This window comes from Streptomyces sp. NPDC004721 (assembly GCF_053601495.1).
Genome location: NZ_JBSGBZ010000008.1, coordinates 173,087 through 192,490 on the forward strand (window position 1 = coordinate 173,087; position 19,404 = coordinate 192,490).

The following is a 19,404-nucleotide window of genomic DNA, read 5'->3' on the forward strand; positions in this document are numbered from 1 at the left end:
CCTTTGCCGTGCTTGCCCCCGCACTGCTTGCCCTTGCCCTTCTCGACCTCGATGGTGAGGGTGTCGACGTTGTTGCCCGGGTCAGGGTCGACGTCCTTGCCGACGACGGTAGCGGTGCTGGTCAGGGAAGATGCGTTGCGAGCCACGGTGCCGGTGATGGTGACGATGACGGAGTCACCGGCCGCCAGGGAGGTGCCGGTGCAGGTCAGGGTGGAGCCGCTGATGCTGCAGCCGGGACTGCTGGTGGCAGGGTTGGTCAGCCCGGCTGGCAAAAGGTCGGTGACGGTGTAGCCGGTCGAGTTGTCCGGTCCGTTGTTGATGATCTTGATGTCGTAGGAGACCTGATCGCCGGCCGATACACGGGCCGGTCCGGTCGCCTGCAGGTCAAGGTCGACCTGGGTGCGGGGGGAACTGATTGTGTCGGTGTTGTTGCCCGGGTCCGGGTCGATGTCCTTACCGGTGACCGACGCTGTGTTGGTCAGCGCGTTCGTGCCCGGGCCCACAGTTCCCTTGATGGTGATGGTGTTCGAGGCGCCGGCCGCCAAGGGGCCGCCGGTGCAGGTCACGGTCGAACCGCTGATCGTGCAGCCGGGCGTCGTGGTGGAGGCGTTCTGCAGACCTGTCGGCAGCGTGTCGGTGACGGTGTAGCCGGTGGAGTCGTTCGGGCCGTTGTTGGTGACCTTCAGCGTGTAGGTGACGGCGTCACCCTCCGTCACCTTCGCAGGCCCAGCTTGGCCGATGCCCAGATCCGCGCGGGCGCGCGCGTTGTTTCGCGGGGTGTTTACAGTGTCGCTGTTGTTGTTCGGGTTCGAGTCGGCCTCGTTGCCTGTCACGGTGGCGGTGTCGGTGAGAACGCCGGTGAAGTTCTCGTCGACGGTTCCCGTGATGGTGATGGTGTCCGAGGTACCGGGCGCCAGCGCGGCGCCGGTGCAGGAGAAGGTGGAGCCGGTGATAGTGCAACCAGGCGCGGAGGTGGCCGGGTTCTTCAGCGCGGCTGGGATCGTGTCGTTGACGATGTACCCAGAGGACTGGTTCGGGCCGTTGTTCTTGACTGTGATTGTGTACGTGAGTTTCTGCCCTGGCGTGTATGCCACAGGGGACGACGTGTTCGTGACCGACAGGTCCGTCGGCGCCCCGAAGCACGACGTCGCATCCACGTTCGTTGATACAGCGGGAGCGGTCTGCGTAGAAAGCAGGGTGAAGGTCGGGGTGGCCGAGCCGGGATTCGTCACGGCCACGCGACGAATGAACCCACCGTTGTCGACGAAGCCGAGGTCACCGTTGCCGTAGGTGAACGCGCCGCCGTAGCCGTTGAGCGTGGTCGCCGGAAGGACCTTGGGGAACGTGGAAGCGGCCCCAGTCTTCTGATCGATACGCACGATGCTTCCATCGGGTGAGGCGCCCCACAGGAAATCGTCGGCGAGGGCCCAGTCTGAGAACTGCCCCGGCGGGACGACCGGGATCGTCGCGGTCATTGTCTGTGTGGTCACGTCGATCACGTAGATCTCGGTGACGCTACCCGCTAGTGGCTTCGCCACGTAGTAGTTGCCCGCGTCGTCGAACGTGCCGATGTTGTAGCTGTAGAACCCGTGTGGCGGCAGGCCGTGGACGGGCCCGAGGTCCGTGATGGAGCCATCGTTGCTGATCCGGAGCAGGCTGTCGTTGGTGGTGCCGATCGCGTACATGAAGTGGTCCACCGGGTTGATGCCGATGGCGTTGTAGTGGCCCGACGCTGGCCCCAAAGGGGTGAACGACACCGATCCGAGCCCGGGAGTGCCCTCGTACAACTGCGTCGTGGGCGCTCCGGCGGACTCGTAGATCTTGCCGGTGCACTCGAACGGCGTACCAGGCTGTGCTGCCCGCTTCGACTTCTTGGCTTTAGAAGCCTTGGCGCCCTTGCCGTGCTGATCAGAGGTGCCGGCCTGGGAGGGGACCAGCATCTGCGCCTGTGCCCCAGTGGGGACGGCGAAACCGGCGATGACGACGACGGAGACCGCAGCCAGGTGCCACAGGGACTTGCGTTGAAGCATGAATATTCCCTTTTACTCGTGGGGAGCCCAGCTCCGGCCTCTGTCGACCCTTGAAAGGTCGACCGATCAGTGCGTGAGGGGCCCACCAGGAGCTGAACGCCGCTTGGGGAAGTGATACGAGCACGCCGACAAACGAACGAACTTGCGGGCGCGGCCCCCGCGCGTGATATATCACCCCGCTGGAGGAGCCCATAGGGCCGAACGGAGCTGGCCCGGGGCGCGCTGGGAGCGTGACCAGCGCACCGATCACTGTGCACCGGCCCTCTCCCACGGGCGGCCGGAAGGTCACTGTGCACGGCCATAGCCGGGACGAGGACCTCGGCACCGCCCGCAGCGACTACGACCTGGTCGTTCCTCGAAGCCGCGGGTATCACCGATCCCGAGGACATCCTGGACGATCCGCAGTGGATCGACTGGCGTGGTGCCCCCGCACACCACTGGGTCGAAGCGGCGAGCTGCTGGACAAGGCGCAGCCCGGGAGCGTTGGCCGCTGCCGCCAGAGCAGCGCGGTTGGCTGTCATCTGCCGTGCGAGGTCGTGGGCTGGGCGGCATCCACGTCTGCAGGAGGCTCAGTTATCTGGGTGCTCAGCAGGTTTGCGGCCACGGGCACGCCGCAAGAGGTGCCTCGCCAGATCCGTCACCCAGCCCACCAGAAGGACGGCCGCGATAACTCTCAGCCAGGGCGCCGTAGTGCTACTGGATGCTGTCCACCCAAGGTATAGGAGGGACAAGCACACCCCCCTGGTGCAGAACTCAGCCTTCGGGTTTCGCGACATCCCCCGCCCTCCTCCTGCTCCCGCTAGTCTCCGCACAGGCCGCTCCAGCCGACGGAAACTGCTAGGGCGGAAGGATATGCAGTCGAACGGCCAGTCCCTGATTGAGGGTTCGAGCCCGAGCGGGACCGCGTCAGCAACCAGGCCCCGGGCACTGACGTCATCTCTCGTGCACATCCACGAAACTCAAGATCACCAACGGCTGCCAAACCGGCAGACACGGCGTCAGGACGCAGCACTGCTCCCATATTGGAGGCGCATAGCGCTATATGGGCGTAGTAGATCACGGCGTGGACATAAAGATTTCACCCACACGCGGTCGATGGCTACGTCCACGAGCGGCTGGCCATCTTCGCCAGCCGGAAACACAGACTCCGAGGCCGGAACTGGACCACGCGGTTCACCTACGGGTGGATCACCCGGCTCGGGGTTTACCGCCTGACCGGAAACGTCCACAGGGCGACGGCGCATGCCAGTCGGTGAACGATGTCGGAAAGCCGTGTGCGGGAGAACCGCACGCACGTTTGAAGCGGCAGGGACTGGAAACGGAGCGGAAGCCACCGCGCCAGTCCCCGACCCTACTTGGAACTGCTCTCTGAGAGCGCGGACTGAAGCTCGCCGCCGCACCTGTGATCGACGAGGCGTTCGCGGGTGTTCAGGGGCAGTTGGGTACTACGACGGCCTGCCGGCTGACCGGACGCTCACGCGCCACCCATTACCGCCACCTCAGCCCGAAGCCGAAGCCCGCACCGTCCCCAAGACCCACGCCCGCCTCGGCCCTCTCACCGGCGAGCGGGCCTCGATCCTGGAACTGCTGAACCGGCCGGAGTATGTCGACCTGCCGCCCGCCCAGGTCTGGGCACGTGAGCTGGATGCGGGGAACTACTGGTGCTCGGAGCGGACGATGTACCGGATCCTGTCCGCCGCCGGGCAGAGCGGCGAACGCCGCCGCCAGGCCACCCACCCGCCCAGGACGATCCCTGAACTGGTTGCGACCGGGCCCTCTCAGGTGTTCACCTGGGACATCACCCGACTGCCCGGCCCGGCCAAGGGCATCTGGTTCCACGCCTACGTGATCATCGACATCTTCAGCCGCTACATCGTCGGGCACACCGTCGAACTCGCCGAAACGGCCGAGCGGGCCGAGGAGTTGATCCGCGACACGATCGAACGCAACGGCATCGTGCCCCACACCGTCCACGCGGACCGCGGCACCTCCGTGACCAGCAAGAAGGTCTCCCAGCTGCTGATCGATCTCGGTGTCACCAGGAGCCATTCCCGCCCCAGGCCGCGATGTACATGGCGCCGGTCGGCATCGTCACCGGCTTCACCCGTCGACGCCTCGAAAGAGGCAGCTGGGGAGACCCGGTCTGCCGTCACGAGCTCCACTGTCGTGGCCCGCTCTCAGCCCTCCATCCAGCGACGGAGATCGCGCTGATCGTGGCTCCAGTCGGAGTCCTGGGCACGGTGATTACCGGAAGCTGACCGGCCGCCTGGCCACCGGACGGACCCGCCGCGCGGGCCGGGCCGCCGGAACGCGGCAGGACACCCGTCTCGACGCCGGACTAAAACCCTGTAATCCATTGCAGGGGGCGTCAAGGGGCTGAACCGTGCGTCTGCAGGCCACGGTACATGAAGACACTGCGGCCACAAGGAATCTGACGGATCAAGCAATCAGGTCGTTCATGGTTCTGGACATGACACAAGAACATGAACTACAAACCCATGGCAGGAAGCCCGGGGCATCCGTTCGCCGGTTCACCTCACCAGCGCACGAGCCCAGGACGCCCCCGCGACACCGCCGTTCCTGGCCTTGCACCTGCAGAGGGGAGAGGGTGGCCCATGCCACGCCGGAGCTCCGCAGTCGCGCGGCCCGCCACAGGCCGGAAGCTGCCGGGTCGCGATTCCAGAGTTCGGTCAACGCTCACCCGGAAGGGGACCACGTCATGCCGGCGCAGAGAACAACACCCTCCCAAGCAGCACCTGACCCGCGCATCAGATGCCTGCTTTCCGCGGCTACCCTCCTGGCGGCGGCCCTCCCCGCCTCAGCCATGGTCACCGAAGCCGAGGCCGCGCCTGCCCCGACCGGCGGCTGCGCGGTACAGCCGTACCGCCAGGCTCCCGACGCGACGCTCAGCACGTCCTACGGACTACGAGCGGACGGCCGATCGGTCGCGGTCACCGCCTACAAGGACGTCGACTACGCCCAGTTCGCCTTCTGTGAAAGCGTGACCGTGACCGTCTCGCGACTGAACGGCGCCGGTCTGTCGGACGCGACTCTGCAGCCGGCGCGCCGGGACCTCGGTGCAGCAGTGGACGGCTCCACGCTGACCTACACGCTGACCCGGCCGGGCAAGTTCGTCCTCGAGATCCCCGGTGGACGCAAGCTTTTCCTCTTCGCAAAGCGGCCCGACGCGGTGCCGAACGGCCCGGCCGTACACGACGTACGCGACTTCGGCGTCACCACCGACGGGCGGGCCGTCGCCACGAACACGATCCAGCAGGCGATCGACACCGTGGGCGAACACGGCGGTGTCCTGTTCTTCCCAGCCGGCACCTACCGCACCGGCACCCTGCGGATGCGCAGCGGCGTCACCCTCCATCTCGCGGACGGCGCCCTGATCCAGGGCACCTGCAACCCCGCGGACTACCCGGTGGACCCGGGATGGGAGGAGTCCGACTCCTACGGCGAACACTTCACCTTCAGCCGGCTCATCCACTTCGACGGCGTCCACAACGCGGGCATCACCGGGCGCGGAGTCATCGACGGTGACGGCAAGGCGCTGCGCCAGGCAGGGCGGAACAGCAACCTCATCCGGATCGCCGACTCGCGCAACATCGACATCAGCGGAGTCGTGCTGCGTGACTCCGCCGCCTGGAACACCCATGTGCTGGGCTCCACCAACGTGCGGATCGCCGACGTCGAGGTCATCAACGACCTCACCAACCCGAACACCGACGGCATCGACGTGGACGGCTCGGTGAACGTACGGACCGACGACACCTTCCAGTACGTCGGAGACGACGCGCTCGTCGTCAAGGCCACCAACAACAGCGGCCTGCTCGACAACGCTCGCAACATCACCTTCACAGGGAACGTCCTCTACACGCTCAAGTCGGCGATGAAGCTCGGCACCGAGTCCCTGGCGTCGAAGTTCACCGGCATCCGGTTCGAGGACAACGACGTACTGGCCGCCGACCGGGCTATGGGCCTTGTCATCAACGACGGCGCAACCTACCGGAACATCCGGTTCTCCGACATCCGCGTCCAGAACACGGCGCACCTCTTCGAGCAGAACATCGGCCTACGCAAGGGCTACGACCGCACGCCGGGCCGCATCGACGGGGTCACCTTCGCACGGGTCACGGCCGTCGGCTACCACCCCAAGAACAACAAGACCACCAACAACAAGACCGAGTGGGCCTTCCACGGCTTCGACGAGGACCACCAGGTCAGCCGGCTGACCTTCGACCACGTCGTGGTGAACGGCTCCCTCCTCACCGACGCAGAGACCGCCTGGAAGGAGGCGATGCTCAACTTTGGCCCGTACGTGGATCAGGTCGGCTTCAAGGCGTGACATCACCCAGCTCCCCTCACCTCAAGGAGTAGCCATGACCAACCAGCACGAATCCCAGCCCCAGGACACCTCCAGGCGGGACTTCCTGCGCAAATCCGCACTGGCCGCCTCGGCGGCGGGCGCGACCGCCGCCCTCGGCGGCGGACTGTCACCCGCGTTCGCAGCACCCCAGGACGCCGGCCAGGACGCCCCCGAGGCGTCCAACGCCAAGAACGGCGACACCAAGGGACCGTGGAAGATCCTCAACGCGTACTACTTCCGCTCGCACATGTACACCTGCGTGCCGTCGAACATCCGCAGAGACATGGAGTGGATGGCACAGCAGGGCACCAACGCCGTGACCATCTCCATCCTGGAGCAGGACTTCGACGCCGCGGTGCAGAACGTCGACATCATCTGCGCGGAGGCGCACCGGGTCGGTATACGCGTCCATGCGGTGCCCTCCCGCTGGGGCAACCTGGTCGCCGGTTCCCCCAAGGTGCCCAGCAGCTGGGGGGTGAAGAACACCCAGTACGCGGCCCTGGACAAGAAGGGCAAGCCGAAGACCACCGGGCTCGGCCCAATCAGCAGCATCCACTATCCGGAGGTCGTCGACTTCGTCAAGGACGGCGTCGAGCGCATCCTCACCCAATGGCCGATCGACGGCATCATCTGGGACGAGCCCAAGACCCTCACCACTCAGGACTTCAGCCCGCCCGCGGTGGCGAAGAAGCCGGCCGGCTCCGACGACAACTGGTACACCGACACCGTCGCCGACTTCTTCGGCGAGGTATCCGCACACGCCAAGAGCGTCAAGCCGGATGTCGTCGTCTCGATGTTCGTGTACTCCTCCTACACCCAGACCAACCCGTACATCGTCGAGCGCTGTGCGCAGATCCCCAACATCGACTACTTCGGCTGCGACGGCCGACCGTGGCGGATGTCGGACGACCTCGGCCCGGACGGCAGCGGACAAGCACCGTACAACAAGGTCCTCCTGCCGAACGCCGGAGAGTTCATCGACACCGCCCGCCGCAACGGCAAAGGCGGCTGCGTCCTCATCGAGAACTTCTCCTTCGACCCCCCGGAGACCCACTACCTCCAAACGATGGAACGCACCATGCCGGAGGTCGTCGCCATGCGACCGGAGCACCTCATCTACTACTACTACGGGCGCAGCATCGCCGACCCCGACCGGGCGATGAAGATCACCTCAAAGGTCCTCAAGGACGGCCGCGCCCACGGCTGAAGAGACCGCAACCGCAGCAGCAACCAGGCGACGGGCCCGAGGGCGACACCCTCGGGCCCGTCCCGACGCGGAGCCGCGGTGTGGCCAGCCCCGTGCTGGGCATCGCATGGCGTCAGCTCACCTCCTCCGCCCTTGGGTCGGCGTCCGCGTGAGACGCTCGGATGGACCAAGCCCCGACATCGCAGCCCGGAGACGGCCGACCAGTAGACGTGGCTGGTCATCGCTGCCCATGCCCAGCTCCGGCTCGCCCGCCCCCTGACCACCGACCTCCATCGGCCCTGGGAGAAGCCGGCAGAGCCGAACAGGCTCACACCAGCCGGGTCCGCAGGAGGTTCAGAAACCCGCGCACGAAAACCGGCTCACCGGCAGGTGCACCGAAACCCGCCGGGTCCCGGCCGCCAGCGGACTCGAAGAACCGCCGCTCACCACCCGCCATGACGTGAGCAGCGTCTTCGCCACTGGGGAGGCCTTCAGCCGCACCGCGCTGCCAGATGATCTCAGGAAGCGTTCCCGAGTAGTTACTGCTCAGCACGCGGCGCAGCACAGCCTTGGCATCGACTAGGCCAATGCCGAGCTCAGCTCGGAGCACCCGCATGATCACGATGCTGTTCGCCGTCGCACTGAGCACTTGCAGCCTTGCTGGTCCATGCTCGGCGAGCATCTGATCCCGCCGTTACCGTTCGCTCGGCAGGTCTCCACCACACACGGCGACCGCGAACCCACAGGTGGAACACGTTGACTCGACATCCCACCGCAAGCGGCCGCCAACGAGGGCCTGGACACTGCAGCACTCCAACTCCGCACCGCAGTCCTGACACATCGCGGAGTACCTGACGGATTCGAATTCGAAAACGGCCTGCGCCATCCCACCCCTCAGCTTGGCGTTTAACCTCGCTGGGCTTGGTGTTCTTTGATCGATTCGGCGCGTTTCACGGTCTTGCCGACGTCGTGGCGCCTGGCCCGTTGCTTGTTCTCCTCCGGGGCGGTCCAGCCCAGGGTCTGTTTCATCAGCCGGAAGGTGTGCTCCAGGTCGAAGCGGCGGAGGAAGGACTGCCACCAACGGTCCACGTCCGCCGGTGCGGCCGCGGTGGCCGAGCACCACAGCCAGACCGGTTTCGGGTCGCGGTCGCCGGGCAGGCGCTCGACCTTCAGACGGATCAACGTGCCATGCAGGACGGGGAGTTCTTCCTTGGCGTGGTTCAGCCAGGGTCCGCGGTGGGTGAGCCGGGGGTGCATCCGGTCCCAGGCCGTTGCGGTGGCCGTGCCGTAGCGGGTGGTGTCCGTGGCGGTCGTGACGTCAGGCTCGTGCCAGCTGTCGGGCTTCTTGAACGTGAGGACGCCGCCATGCCGGCGAGGGCGCCCGCCCCGGGGACCCGACCGGGCGGGGCCGGGGTCGCGGAGCATGACCCGGTCCGAGCGCAGGCGGCCGACCAGCACGACGGGCAGGCCGGCGAGAGCCTGGGTCAGGTAGGCGACGTCGTAGAGCCGGAGTCCATCACGATCACGATGTCCGGATCGCCCGGTCTCCAGTGGCCTGCGCTCGTCAACCGCTCGACAACATCGCGAAGTTGGACGGCAGTGACGGTGGTCGCGTCGTCGGCCGGGCCTAGGCGGACCGCGTCCAGGAGAGCGACCCAGGAGTTGCGGCCGGACTCCAGGGCCGCGACGAATGAGTAGGGCCAGCCGGGCACCAGCTGGTCCGACCTGCGGTCGCCGCGTCCGTAGACATGGCAGAAGAGCCGGTCGCCGCTGGTGGGAGCGTCGGGGCCCAGCCAGTGCGACACATCCACGGCGAGCACGATCCGCCCGTCGGCCGCCTTCGGCAGACGCAGGCCCGCCAGCGCGCGGCGCAACCGTGTCGGCTTCAGCCAGCCACGGTCCAGGGCCGCGTACAGCGCACCGTGCCCGCGCCGGTGCTCGACCGTCAAGGAGAGCTCGACCAGGGTTTTCACCGGCCCGTCCGCGCACAGCACCGCGTCGGTGAGCTCGAAGAGCGCGTCCGCGCGGCTGTACAGGCAGTCGTAGAACTCGACACGAAAGTGGGACAGGACGCCCAGTGCGGCGTCGGCGGGACCTGCAGGAGCGAGACTCTTCACCAGCGGCCGTTCCTTCACGCGACGTTGCTCGACACCTCGAAGCGTGAAGAACGACCGTCCTGCTGTCCCTCGAAGAACACGAGATCAGCGGGTCGAGTGAACCGGCGAGGTTAAACGCCAAGCTCAGGGAGTGTCATGAATCAGGCTCTGGCCCGTAGTCGGTGGTGACGCCGAGTAGCCGCCCTCGATCATGATCTTGTGATGGATATCAACCCCCTTATGAGGACGGTGTTTTCGGGGCTTTCGGCGCTGGTCGTCGAGGACGTGGCGGACGGCGGCGACGCGGTGGTGGTCTCGGCCCGGACCCGGGACGTGGCGGTGCCGTGTCCGGTGTGCGGGACGCCGACGGCGAAGGTGCACGGCTATCACCGCCGAACGGTGAGGGACGTACCGGTCGACGGCCGCCAGGTCGTCGTCCACCTGCGCGTACGGCGGCTGGCCTGTCCGGCCCTGGGCTGCTGGCGGCAGACCTTCCGCGAGCAGATTCCCGGACTGCTGGAGCGCCATCAGCGCCGCACGGTGCGTCTTGTCGGGCATATCCTAGGTGGCGCGGGAGTTATGCGGCCGGGCGGCCGCACGCCTGGCCGGCCTGCTGGCCGTGCCCGTTTCCCGGAGTACCGCGCTGCGCCATCTGCGGCGCCTGCCGCTGCCGCAGCAGGCCATCCCGCGGGTGATCGGCGTGGACGATTTCGCCCTGCGCCGCCGCCACCGCTACGCCACGATCGTCACGGATGCCGAGACCGGCCGGCGCGTCGCGGTCCTGCCCGACCGCGAGGCGGCGCAGCAGCAGGAGCAGGATGGTCAGGGAGAGGGTCGTGCCGAAGGCCGCGGGTGGGATGACCTGCGAGCGGAGGGTGCGTAGGACGATGGTGAGTCCTCCGTCGGCGGCCATGAAGAGGGCTATGAGGGTGACGTAGGCGGTGTGGGAGGGGGCTTGGGGCACGGCGAGGCAGGTGGCGGCCGCGATGGTTGCGCTGATGACGCCGACCCCCCACAGGCCGAGCCGGTCAAGGCCGGCGCGGCAGCAGGCGACCGCGACCAGGGTGGCGGCCGCGGCGATGGACCAGAGTGCGCCGGCGGCGCCTCCCCCCCGTAGGGCGGCGCCGAAGGGTCACAAAATCTTCATCATCTGCACAGCACCGCAACAAGTGGGCTTACCTACATGAACCTCACTCTCTGCGCTCGTGGCGCACATAAACGACAAGCTCAGGAAAACGGGGTCGGGTAGCCCGAGGGGATCTCACCCTCGGGCTACCCGACCCACCAATCAGGGGGAGGCCCGACCCGGCCCTCACAACCAACTATCAACACCCCAGGCCAGCGACCACCCAGTTCACCAACCAGCACCCCCTGAGCGTCAACAGCCCCCGCCGTCGGGGGGAGTGCGTGAAGAGTTGGTGACGGCGCGGTGGACACCTGTCCGCCTGCAATACCCAGCGATGACTGCCCGTTGACGTCCCACCTGCGCGTCGCTACGTTCAGCCGAGCCCTTTAGAAAGCGCTTACCAAAAACCCTTGGGTGGCAGGATGGTAGTTCGCAGAACGAAGTTCAGGTGGATCCTACTGACCACCGTGGCTCTCCTCGCGACGCTGATGACAGCGCCGCCGGCGGCCGCGGACTCCAACGATCCGATCATCAACCCGATCCCGGAAAAGCCGATCACGTCGGACCTTGGTCTGACCGTTGAAAAGTTCGCCTCGTTCCCCAAGTCCGAACCGGTTCCGACGCCGACCGACCCACGACTGGACCGCTGGGCACGCATCAACTACATCGGAAGTCCCGGACAAGTCAGGGCGCATGTACGTGCCCGACCTCAACGGCAGGATGTACCTGGTCGAGAATGGCCGACCCCATGTGTACCTCGACGTCGGCGCCACGTTCGCACCCGACTTCTTCGCCGGCGCGGGCATCGGCCAGGGGTTCGGCCCGGTCGACGCGGCAGGCCGTGAGCCAAACTGATGTCGCACCGCGCGCCGACAGGCGTGATGCCTGCCGGGGCGCGCCCGCTTTTTCACTGTGAACGCACGTTTCCAGGGAGCATACGTGAACCGACGTCAGGCCCTCAAAGCCGCCATGGGAGCGGCGCTGGCCGCACCGATCGCCCTCAACTCGCTGGACCAGGCCTACGCCGCCGCCCCGGCTGCTCCCGCCGAGCAGCCGAGCCGCAGCCGGCGGTACAACGCCAGCGTCTACCCGGTCAGCATGAGCCTGTACTGCTTCAATCAGAACATCAACTCCTGGATCAAGGGCCGCAGCGGCAAGTCCGCACCCCCGATCACCACGGCCGACGCCATCACCTGGGCGAAGAACGTCGGCTGTGACCAGGTGGACATCACCGCGTACTTCATCCCGGGCTACGACACGCACACCATGCCCACCCGGCCCACCAGTGAGATCGTCTCGTTCGCGGCGGGGCTGCGCGACCACTGCGACAACCTCGGCATCGGAGTCAGCGGCACCGGTGTGTTCAACGACTTCGCCGACCCCGACGCCTCCCGGCGGGAGCTCGACGTCCAGCGCACGAAGTTCTGGACGGACATCGCCGCGGTACTCGGCGCTCCCGGGATCCGCGTCTTCTCCGGCGTGGTGCCGGAGGACATCGGCACGGCGGGAGGCTGGGAGGGGGTCACCCGGTCGCGGATCGTCCCGGCTCTGCGGGAGGTCACCGCCTATGCCGCTGGCAAGGGCGTCGAAGTGACCCTCCAGAACCACGGGGACATGACCGCGACGGCCGACCAGACACTGCAGATACTGGACTGGGTGGGCGACACGAATCTGTCCATCATGGACGACACCGGTTACTTCCGCCCCTTCGAAGCACCGACCGGCGCGGACTACGACTGGTACCGGGACATCATGAAGGCGGTACCGCGCTCGACGAGCATCCAAGTGAAGCGCAAGCCCGCCGGCGCAGACAGCGACGAGCCGATGATGGAGTACCAGCGCCTGTTCACCGGTCTGCGGCTGTCGGACTACCGCGGTTACATGCCGTGTGAACTCCTGTGGGACAAGGACGCACCGGACAACCCGAAGAACCAGCCAACCCCGCCCTTCGAGCAGATCGCCTCGTTCCTGGCCGAAGTGAAGGCCGGGCTGGCCATCTCGCAGGCGAACCCCTTCGACGCACTCGAGACGGCGATCACTCGGGCGGGCCACTCGGGCGGATTCACCAGCGATTCCTGGCACAGCCTCGCCGACATGGCCGGACAGGCCGGCCGGGAGTTCAACCAGAACCAGCCGTCCGCCATGAAGGCCCACCTGGCGAACCTCAAGCGCGGTCTGGCGTCAGACCACGGCATCAAACCCGATACGGCCCAGCAGCTGCGGACTCAGCTCGACGCTGTGCTGCTGCCCGTGGCCGACGTCTTCGGCTGACGGATCCGGCCACCGCAGCCGCGGTACCGTGCTGCTCTCGGAGCCGCTCAGCGACCGGCTCCGGCTCCGTGCGCTGAGCAGCCGCCCCAACCGAACCGCCCCCGGCGATCGATCTTCGGGGAGGGCGGTTCGGGCACCAAACCCCTGTCAGCCGCCGTGCAGGACTAGCAGTGCCACCAGAATTCCGTCCTTAAGTTTGTCGCGCCTCAGGAAGGGCAACGGGCCGTGCTGGCGGCCAAGTTCGGGGCGATCCTGCCGCATCTAAACGAGCGGCAGCGTCGTCTGCTGATGGGGGCGGAGGCTCGGTCACTCGGCCACGGCGGAATCAGGGCGGTGGCCCGTGCCGCCGGTGTCCGTGAGGCCACTGTGTCACTCGGGGTGCGGGAACTCGCCTCCGGAGGGGCCCCGTTGGGGGGTCCGCAGGCCCGGCGGCGGCCGCAAACGCATCGTCGACGTGAAACCCGGCACTTCGGGCTGCACTCCTCACCCTGAGTACGACCGGGCTGCGACTGCTGCAGAAGCAGCACGGCCGCTGTCCGCTCTGCGACGGGCTCCTCCTGCACGCCGACCGCGAGCCGCAGAGCCCATCGGAATGGGAGCAGTGGCTCAAGGTGACTCGACAGGCGGTCCGCAAGAACGCGATCACCGCCAACCCGGGTCGCAGCACACCGGACGGCGCCGCTTCCCTCCGCCTGATCCACACCCACTGCCACCGCTGGCGCGGTGCCAGCACCGGCAGTCGGACAGCGCTGCAACCTGCCAGTAGCCCTCCGGGGCCTGCTTGAGCCGTGTGCTCGGACGACGGGCACGCACGGTTCTGAGGGGGCGGGAGCACAGCAATGTGCTCCCGCTACCCGACCTGGTCGGCCTCTTCAAGAACAACGGCCGTGAATGGGAGCCGAGAGGCGAGCCGGTGCGGGTCGACATCCACGACTTCCCCGACCGTGAGCTGGGCAAGGCAGTGCCCTACGGCATCTACGACGTCGCTGCAAACACCGGCTGGGTCAACGTGGGCACCGACCACGACACCGCCGCGTTCGCTGTCGAGTCGATCCGCCGCTGGTGGAACGGAGCCGGGCGGGCCGCCTATCCGACCGCCGGCCAGCTGCTGATCACCGCCGACGCGGGCTGCGGCCGGCCGATGTTGGCACAGGGATGTCCGTTCCGGCCTGAAGGGTCAATCTGACTCCCCGGGAGTGGGGATTTTCATGATCCACTCCCCGCTCACTCCCGAGGCGCCGTCCTACCGCGCTAACTGGCGCAGAGCGGGAGAGACGACCAGTTTGTAGGCCTGCAGGCCTCCCGCACGGCGAGTCAGTGGTGGCGGTATTCGTGCAGCCGCGGGGACTTCCCACCGCACCCGCGCACCCAGACCCGCCGGACCGATGGCGGGCACGAACCATCTAGATAACGGACCAATAACGGGTCTAGTCCACAGCTGTGGTTCGGCTGTGGTTCCGCCATGCGTTCCCTCGTCGACACCCGCGGCAATGAGCCTCTGAGGCCGCGGGTGGTCCACGCCCCAACGACTTCGCCATCACGACGAGACGAGGCATCTCCATGTCGAACAACGAGGACAACTTCGTAGAACCCGAGTCGGGCGCCATGCCCGCTGCGAGTGCGCCCTCCTCGGGGCGGCACTTCACGCGCCGCAAGTTCGTCAAGGCCGTCGGGTTGACGGCCGCGGCCGGTGCCGCGGTGTCCGCCGGGCTGGGTGCCGATCGCCTGCAGGCATCCGCTGCGGCGATGCCGACGGGCCGGACCGGCACCATCGCCGACCTGAAGCACATCGTCATCGTCACCCAGGAGAACCGGTCCTTCGACCACATCTTCGGGACGCTGAACCTGCCGGGCGCGCGCGGCTTCAACGACAAGCAGGCACTGACCTGGCAGAACGGGCAGACCAACTTCTACGAGCCGAACAGCCGCGCCGAGGGATATCTCCTGCCGTACCGCGCGGACACCACGAAGTACAACGCGCAGAACACCAGCAGCCGCATGTTCTACTTCGAGGAGCAGGACGTGCCGTTCCACCACGCCATAGCGAAGGCGTGGACGGTGGCCGACCACTACCACTGCTCCCTCAACACCAGCACCGACCCGAACCGCATCATGATGTGGACCGGCACGAACGACCCGCAGGGCGTCCTCGGCGGTGGCCCGCGCATCAACAACAGCCAGAACGGCCAGTTCCTGTTCCAGTGGGAGACCTACCCGGAGGTCCTCCAGAAGGCGGGCGTCACCTGGCAGATGTACGTCGACAACAACAAGGACGTCGGCTGGTTCGGCGACTACGAGGACAACACGCTGCGCGACTTCGCGCGTTACAACCCAGTCAACGCCTCCGCAGACGACTTCGAGCCCGGCAAGGGTCTGCTCGCCCGTGGCGGGATCACCAAGGACTACACCAACCCGCCGGCGGATCAGAAGAACGACCGAACCAACCTCGATTACGTGCTGCGCGACTTCATCGCCGACTGCGCTGCGGGCACCCTGCCGCAGGTCTCTTGGGTCACCTCGCCGGCCTCGTGGAGCGAGCACCCGAACCACGCCCCCAATGACGGCGCGATCTATGTCGACCGCGTCATCCAGGCCGTGCACGACAACCCGGAGTTGTGGGACTCGACCCTCATCATCCTCAACTACGACGAGCCCAACGGTGCCAACCGCCTCGGCCAGGGCGGCTTCTTCGACCACGTCCTGCCTCCCATCCCCGAGGACGGCACACCGGGCGAGGGTGCGCCGGGTCTGAACCCGGGCTTCGGCGGTCGCGTCCCGCTCGTGATGATCTCTCCGTGGACCCGCGGCGGCTACGTCTGCTCGGAGGTCTTCGACCACACCTCGACGATCATGCTGCTCGAGCAGTGGACCACCACTCTCGGCAAGCCGGCCATCTGCAAGAACCTCAGCGCCTGGCGCCGTACGGTCTCAGGCGACATGCTCTCAGCGATCGACTTCACCAGCTTCGACAACTCGTTCCCGTCGCTGCCGACCCCGGCAAGCCTGGCCGCGGTCGTCGACAAGGACAAGACGCTGCCGCCCGTGCCGCAGCCGCCGGTCGGCCAGCAGGTCATGCCGACGCAGGACAGCACCGGCCCGCTCAAGGTCCGCCCGCTCTCGTTCCACCAGCACGCCACCCTGGTCGAGGACCGCACCGCCGGCACGGTCACCGCGGCCATGAGCTTCGACGGCGGTCGCCCGGGCAAGGGTGCGAGCATGCTGGTCTTCCCCGATAAGTACCTCCCGCAGCAGACGTACGGCACGCCGTACACGGTCAGCAACACCCACCCGCGCACGCACACGTGGGACGCGACACAGACCGGTGGTCAGTACGCGTTCTCGATCTACGGCCCGGACCGCTTCGTTCGTACGTTCGCCGGCCAGGTCGTTCCGGCCGCGCAGACCGACGGCGCCATCCCGCGGATCGAGGTCGAGCTAATCCGCGGCTCGGGTGCCAGCCAGCAGGTCAAGCTCACCCTCCACAGTGACGGCTCGCAGGCCGTGATCTTCGAGCTGGTCGCCAACGACTTCCTCGATCGCGACCAGGCCATCTCGGTGGCCGCGGGCAAGTCGAAGGTCGTCACCTGGCCGACCAGGTCGGGCTACTACGACATCGTCATCACCGCCAAGGGGGTCGACGGCTGGAAGCAGCGCTACGCCGGCCGCGTCGCCCAGATCTGAGCGATATGCACACGGCACCCGATCAGAAGGCGCCGCGCGTTGACGGGGGGCCACGGCGGCGGTTGCTGCTGTGGGCCTCGGTCGTAGCGGCGGTCGCCGTCGCGACGGTGACGAGCGTCGCGGTCAGCTTGTGGCCCGCTGGCCAGCGCTCCCCGGTGAAAGGCCCCTTCGTCGACGCCACCGCGGCGGCGTGGGCGGCGCACCCGGTCAAGCGGACGGCGGCGGGCACTGAGGTGCACGTCGTGTCCGGCACGCCGAGCTGCATCGACGACTGGCACGGCGGCCCCACCGGCAACTACAGCTTCGACGTCCTGAACGATGAGGGCGACGACATGGAGATCTACCTCCAAGACACCCGCAGCAAGAAGATCTATCTCGAGGTCGAGAACTTCGGGATCAACGCCACTCGCCAGGTCACCGGGGTCATCCCGCCCGGCACCTACAAATGGGTCTGCATCACCGCATACACCATCAAGTCGAGCAAGCCGATTGCCGTAACCGGCAATACCGGTGGCGGCGGCGTCGGAACAACAGCCGTGAATGGGATCGTGCCCGTCACGCCGCTCGACCTTCGGATACCCATTAATCAGTACACGGCGTGGGTGCAGAGCCAGCTGCCGACGCTGAGCAGGCAGGTCACACAGCTTGCTGCGGATCTGCACGCCGGCGACGTGGGCGCAGCGAAGCTGGACTGGTTGACAGCGCATCTCAGCTACGAGAAGCTCGGCGCCGCATACGGCGCATTCGGGAAACTGGGTGACGCGATCAACGGCGACCCACCGAGCGACGCCGCCGCGGTCACCTCACCTCACCTCACCGGCTTCCGCAAGATCGAGGCGCTGCTCTGGGCAGGCGAGCCGCCGGCGGAGATCGCGCCGTACGCCGACGCATTGATCGCGAATGTCGGAAAGCTGCCGGCTGAGCTCGCCAAGCCGAACTCGATCACGCCGCTCGACATGGGCATCCGTGCCCATGAGATCCTCGAGGACACGCTCGGCAAGGACCTCAACGGGATCGGCGATGCCGGCAGCCACACCGAGCTCGCCACCGTCGATGCGAACATCACCGGCACCTTTCACGCGCTTCAGCCGCTGGTGCCGCTGCTGACTGCTCAGGATCCGTGGCTCGGCCGGACGCAGAGCTGGCTGCGCCAGACCCAGGTGCTCGTCGAGAGCTACCACCATGCGAACGGCTGGGTGCCGCTGACCTCCCTCACCGCTGTGCAACGAGCCGAACTCAATGCTCATGTCCAGCAGGCCGTCGAGCTTCTCTCCCACATCCCACCCATCACCGAGCCTCGCGACAGTCCCGACGAGGGAAGCGGCATTGGGAACGACAGCAGCGGCGCGACCGGAGGCAACGGCAAATGAACCCGCACACCACCCGGCGAGGCCTCCTCGGCGCCCTCGCCGTCGGCTCGGCCGGCGCCGTCGCTGCCGCGATCACGGCCTCGGCCGGCGTGCGAGACGACGCCGTGAGCGCGGCGACCGCCGCGCCCGGCACCGAGCAGGCGCCGTCGGCGAGCTACCCCTTCGAAGGAGCCCACCAGGCGGGCATCCTGGAACCGCCACAGCGCGCCGCCGTCTTCGTTTCGTTCACGGTCACCTCAGCCGACCGGGCTCAGCTTCAGCAGACGCTGCAGACGCTCACGTCCACCATTCGCTACCTGACAAGCGGTGAGGACGTGCCGTACGACGGCATGGCATCGACCAGCTATGAGAACGGCGTGCTCGGCACCCAGGTCGTTCCGGACGGGCTCACCGTCACGGTCAGCGTGGGCGCCAGTCTCTTCGACAAGCGGTACGGCCTCGCGAACGCCAAGCCGGCGTTGCTGCGGCCCATGGACGAGTTCCCCAACGACGCCCTCGACCGCAGCATGTGCGACGGAGACCTGCTCCTGCAGATCTGCGCCAACAATCGCGACACAGCACTGCACGCGCTGCGCATCCTCATGCGCGCCACTCGCGCCGACCTGCAGGTGTTGTGGCGCAAGGAAGGCTTCATGAGCCCGCCGCGGCCGAGTGGCACGCCGCGGAACCTGCTCGGTTTCAAGGACGGCACCGCCAACCAGGAGTTCACCGGCGATCGCACGCTCGTCGACCGTCTCGTCTGGACGCACGGCGGCCACCGGGAGCCCGACTGGGTCGAGGGCGGCTCGTACCACGTCGTGCGCCTGATCCGGATGTTCGTGGAGTTCTGGGACCGGGTCTCGATCACGGAGCAGCAGCGCATGATCGGCCGCGACCGCGACAGCGGCGCGCCGCTCGCCGGCAGCAAGGAGTTCGACGTGCCGAACTACGAACGCGACCCATACGGCAACGTCGTCCCGGTCACAGCGCACATCCGCGTGGCCAACCCGCACGACGGCTCGGCAGACGATCAGCGGATGCTGCGTCGCGGGTTCAACTACAGCGGCGGCACCGACCTCAACGGTCAGCTCGACATGGGGCTGATCTTCGTCTGCTTCAACCAGGATCTCGAGCGCCAGTTCGTGACGGTGCAGAAGCGCCTGATCGACGAGCCGCTGGTGGACTACATCTCCCCGTTCGGCGGCGGCTACTTCTTCGCCCTCCCCGGAGTGCGGAACCGCGAGGACTGGCTGGGGCGAGGCATGTTCTCGTGACGAGCGCCAGTGGTGCCGC

At 67.2% G+C, this 19,404-nt stretch carries 9 protein-coding genes and 6 pseudogenes; 12 read left to right on the forward strand and 3 right to left on the reverse strand.

The window, feature by feature from the left end; all coding sequences use genetic code 11:
* Positions 1-2,030, reverse strand: a 2,030-nt coding sequence (locus ACWEK3_RS09935; RefSeq protein WP_453249433.1) for a DUF6923 family protein, incomplete at its 3' end; no start/stop codon positions are given.
* A gap of 1,677 nt (positions 2,031-3,707) precedes the next feature.
* Here ACWEK3_RS09935 and ACWEK3_RS09940 point away from each other — a divergent pair.
* The 4 genes and pseudogenes from ACWEK3_RS09940 to ACWEK3_RS09955 form a co-directional block, all read left to right on the forward strand.
* A complete protein-coding gene (locus ACWEK3_RS09940) occupies positions 3,708-4,241 on the forward strand; it encodes a DDE-type integrase/transposase/recombinase (protein ID WP_450538295.1) in 534 nt (177 codons plus the stop codon).
* 613 nt (positions 4,242-4,854) lie between these two features.
* Positions 4,855-6,381, forward strand: a complete 1,527-nt coding sequence (locus ACWEK3_RS09945; protein ID WP_453249434.1) for a glycoside hydrolase family 28 protein — start codon at positions 4,855-4,857, stop codon at positions 6,379-6,381.
* Positions 6,382-6,415: 34 nt separating this feature from the next.
* A complete protein-coding gene (locus ACWEK3_RS09950) occupies positions 6,416-7,609 on the forward strand; it encodes a twin-arginine translocation signal domain-containing protein (RefSeq protein ID WP_450538291.1) in 1,194 nt (397 codons plus the stop codon).
* 147 nt (positions 7,610-7,756) lie between these two features.
* Positions 7,757-8,171: pseudogene (locus ACWEK3_RS09955) on the forward strand (hypothetical protein); the annotation flags it as partial.
* Between the two features lie 413 nt (positions 8,172-8,584).
* Here the strand turns inward: ACWEK3_RS09955 and ACWEK3_RS09960 are convergent.
* Positions 8,585-9,705, reverse strand: a pseudogene (locus tag ACWEK3_RS09960) (transposase); the annotation flags it as partial.
* Positions 9,706-9,906: 201 nt separating this feature from the next.
* Here ACWEK3_RS09960 and ACWEK3_RS09965 point away from each other — a divergent pair.
* Positions 9,907-10,483: pseudogene (locus tag ACWEK3_RS09965) on the forward strand (transposase family protein); the annotation flags it as partial.
* A gap of 3 nt (positions 10,484-10,486) precedes the next feature.
* On the opposite strand, the pseudogene ACWEK3_RS09970 reads toward ACWEK3_RS09965, so the two are convergent.
* Positions 10,487-10,786: pseudogene (locus ACWEK3_RS09970) on the reverse strand (MFS transporter); the annotation flags it as partial.
* A gap of 723 nt (positions 10,787-11,509) precedes the next feature.
* Here ACWEK3_RS09970 and ACWEK3_RS09975 point away from each other — a divergent pair.
* From ACWEK3_RS09975 to efeB, 7 genes and pseudogenes are all read left to right on the forward strand, one after another.
* Positions 11,510-11,665 carry a hypothetical protein gene (locus tag ACWEK3_RS09975; protein WP_453249435.1) on the forward strand — a complete coding sequence of 52 codons (156 nt, stop codon included), beginning with the start codon at positions 11,510-11,512 and terminating at the stop codon, positions 11,663-11,665.
* A gap of 84 nt (positions 11,666-11,749) precedes the next feature.
* The gene (locus tag ACWEK3_RS09980; RefSeq protein ID WP_453249436.1) at positions 11,750-13,081 is read left to right on the forward strand and encodes a sugar phosphate isomerase/epimerase family protein; all 1,332 of its coding nucleotides are present in this window, start codon (positions 11,750-11,752) and stop codon (positions 13,079-13,081) included.
* A 225-nt stretch (positions 13,082-13,306) separates the two neighbouring features.
* A pseudogene (locus ACWEK3_RS09985) lies at positions 13,307-13,548 on the forward strand (ISAzo13 family transposase); the annotation flags it as partial.
* 389 nt (positions 13,549-13,937) lie between these two features.
* Positions 13,938-14,210, forward strand: a pseudogene (locus ACWEK3_RS09990) (ISAzo13-like element transposase-related protein); the annotation flags it as partial.
* A 431-nt stretch (positions 14,211-14,641) separates the two neighbouring features.
* The gene (locus ACWEK3_RS09995; RefSeq protein ID WP_453249437.1) at positions 14,642-16,762 is read left to right on the forward strand and encodes an alkaline phosphatase family protein; all 2,121 of its coding nucleotides are present in this window, start codon (positions 14,642-14,644) and stop codon (positions 16,760-16,762) included.
* 5 nt (positions 16,763-16,767) lie between these two features.
* Entirely contained in the window at positions 16,768-18,132 is a 1,365-nt protein-coding gene (locus ACWEK3_RS10000; RefSeq protein ID WP_453249438.1) for an imelysin family protein, read from the forward strand.
* Positions 18,129-19,385 (forward strand): iron uptake transporter deferrochelatase/peroxidase subunit, encoded by a 1,257-nt coding sequence (efeB, locus tag ACWEK3_RS10005; protein ID WP_450538282.1) that lies wholly within the window; start codon positions 18,129-18,131, stop codon positions 19,383-19,385. Before ACWEK3_RS10000 ends, efeB begins: the two co-directional genes overlap by 4 nt.
* Positions 19,386-19,404: the final 19 nt, after the last annotated feature.

Excerpts from the sequence above, each read along its gene's own strand:
- ACWEK3_RS09940 (WP_450538295.1), top strand. The coding sequence starts at position 3,708 with ATGTACCGGATCCTGTCCGCCGCCGGGCAGAGCGGCGAACGCCGCCGC.
- ACWEK3_RS09945 (WP_453249434.1), top strand. The coding sequence starts at position 4,855 with ATGGTCACCGAAGCCGAGGCCGCGCCTGCCCCGACCGGCGGCTGCGCG.
- ACWEK3_RS09950 (WP_450538291.1), top strand. The coding sequence starts at position 6,416 with ATGACCAACCAGCACGAATCCCAGCCCCAGGACACCTCCAGGCGGGAC.
- ACWEK3_RS09995 (WP_453249437.1), top strand. The coding sequence starts at position 14,642 with ATGTCGAACAACGAGGACAACTTCGTAGAACCCGAGTCGGGCGCCATG.
- ACWEK3_RS10000 (WP_453249438.1), top strand. The coding sequence starts at position 16,768 with ATGCACACGGCACCCGATCAGAAGGCGCCGCGCGTTGACGGGGGGCCA.
- efeB (WP_450538282.1), top strand. The coding sequence starts at position 18,129 with ATGAACCCGCACACCACCCGGCGAGGCCTCCTCGGCGCCCTCGCCGTC.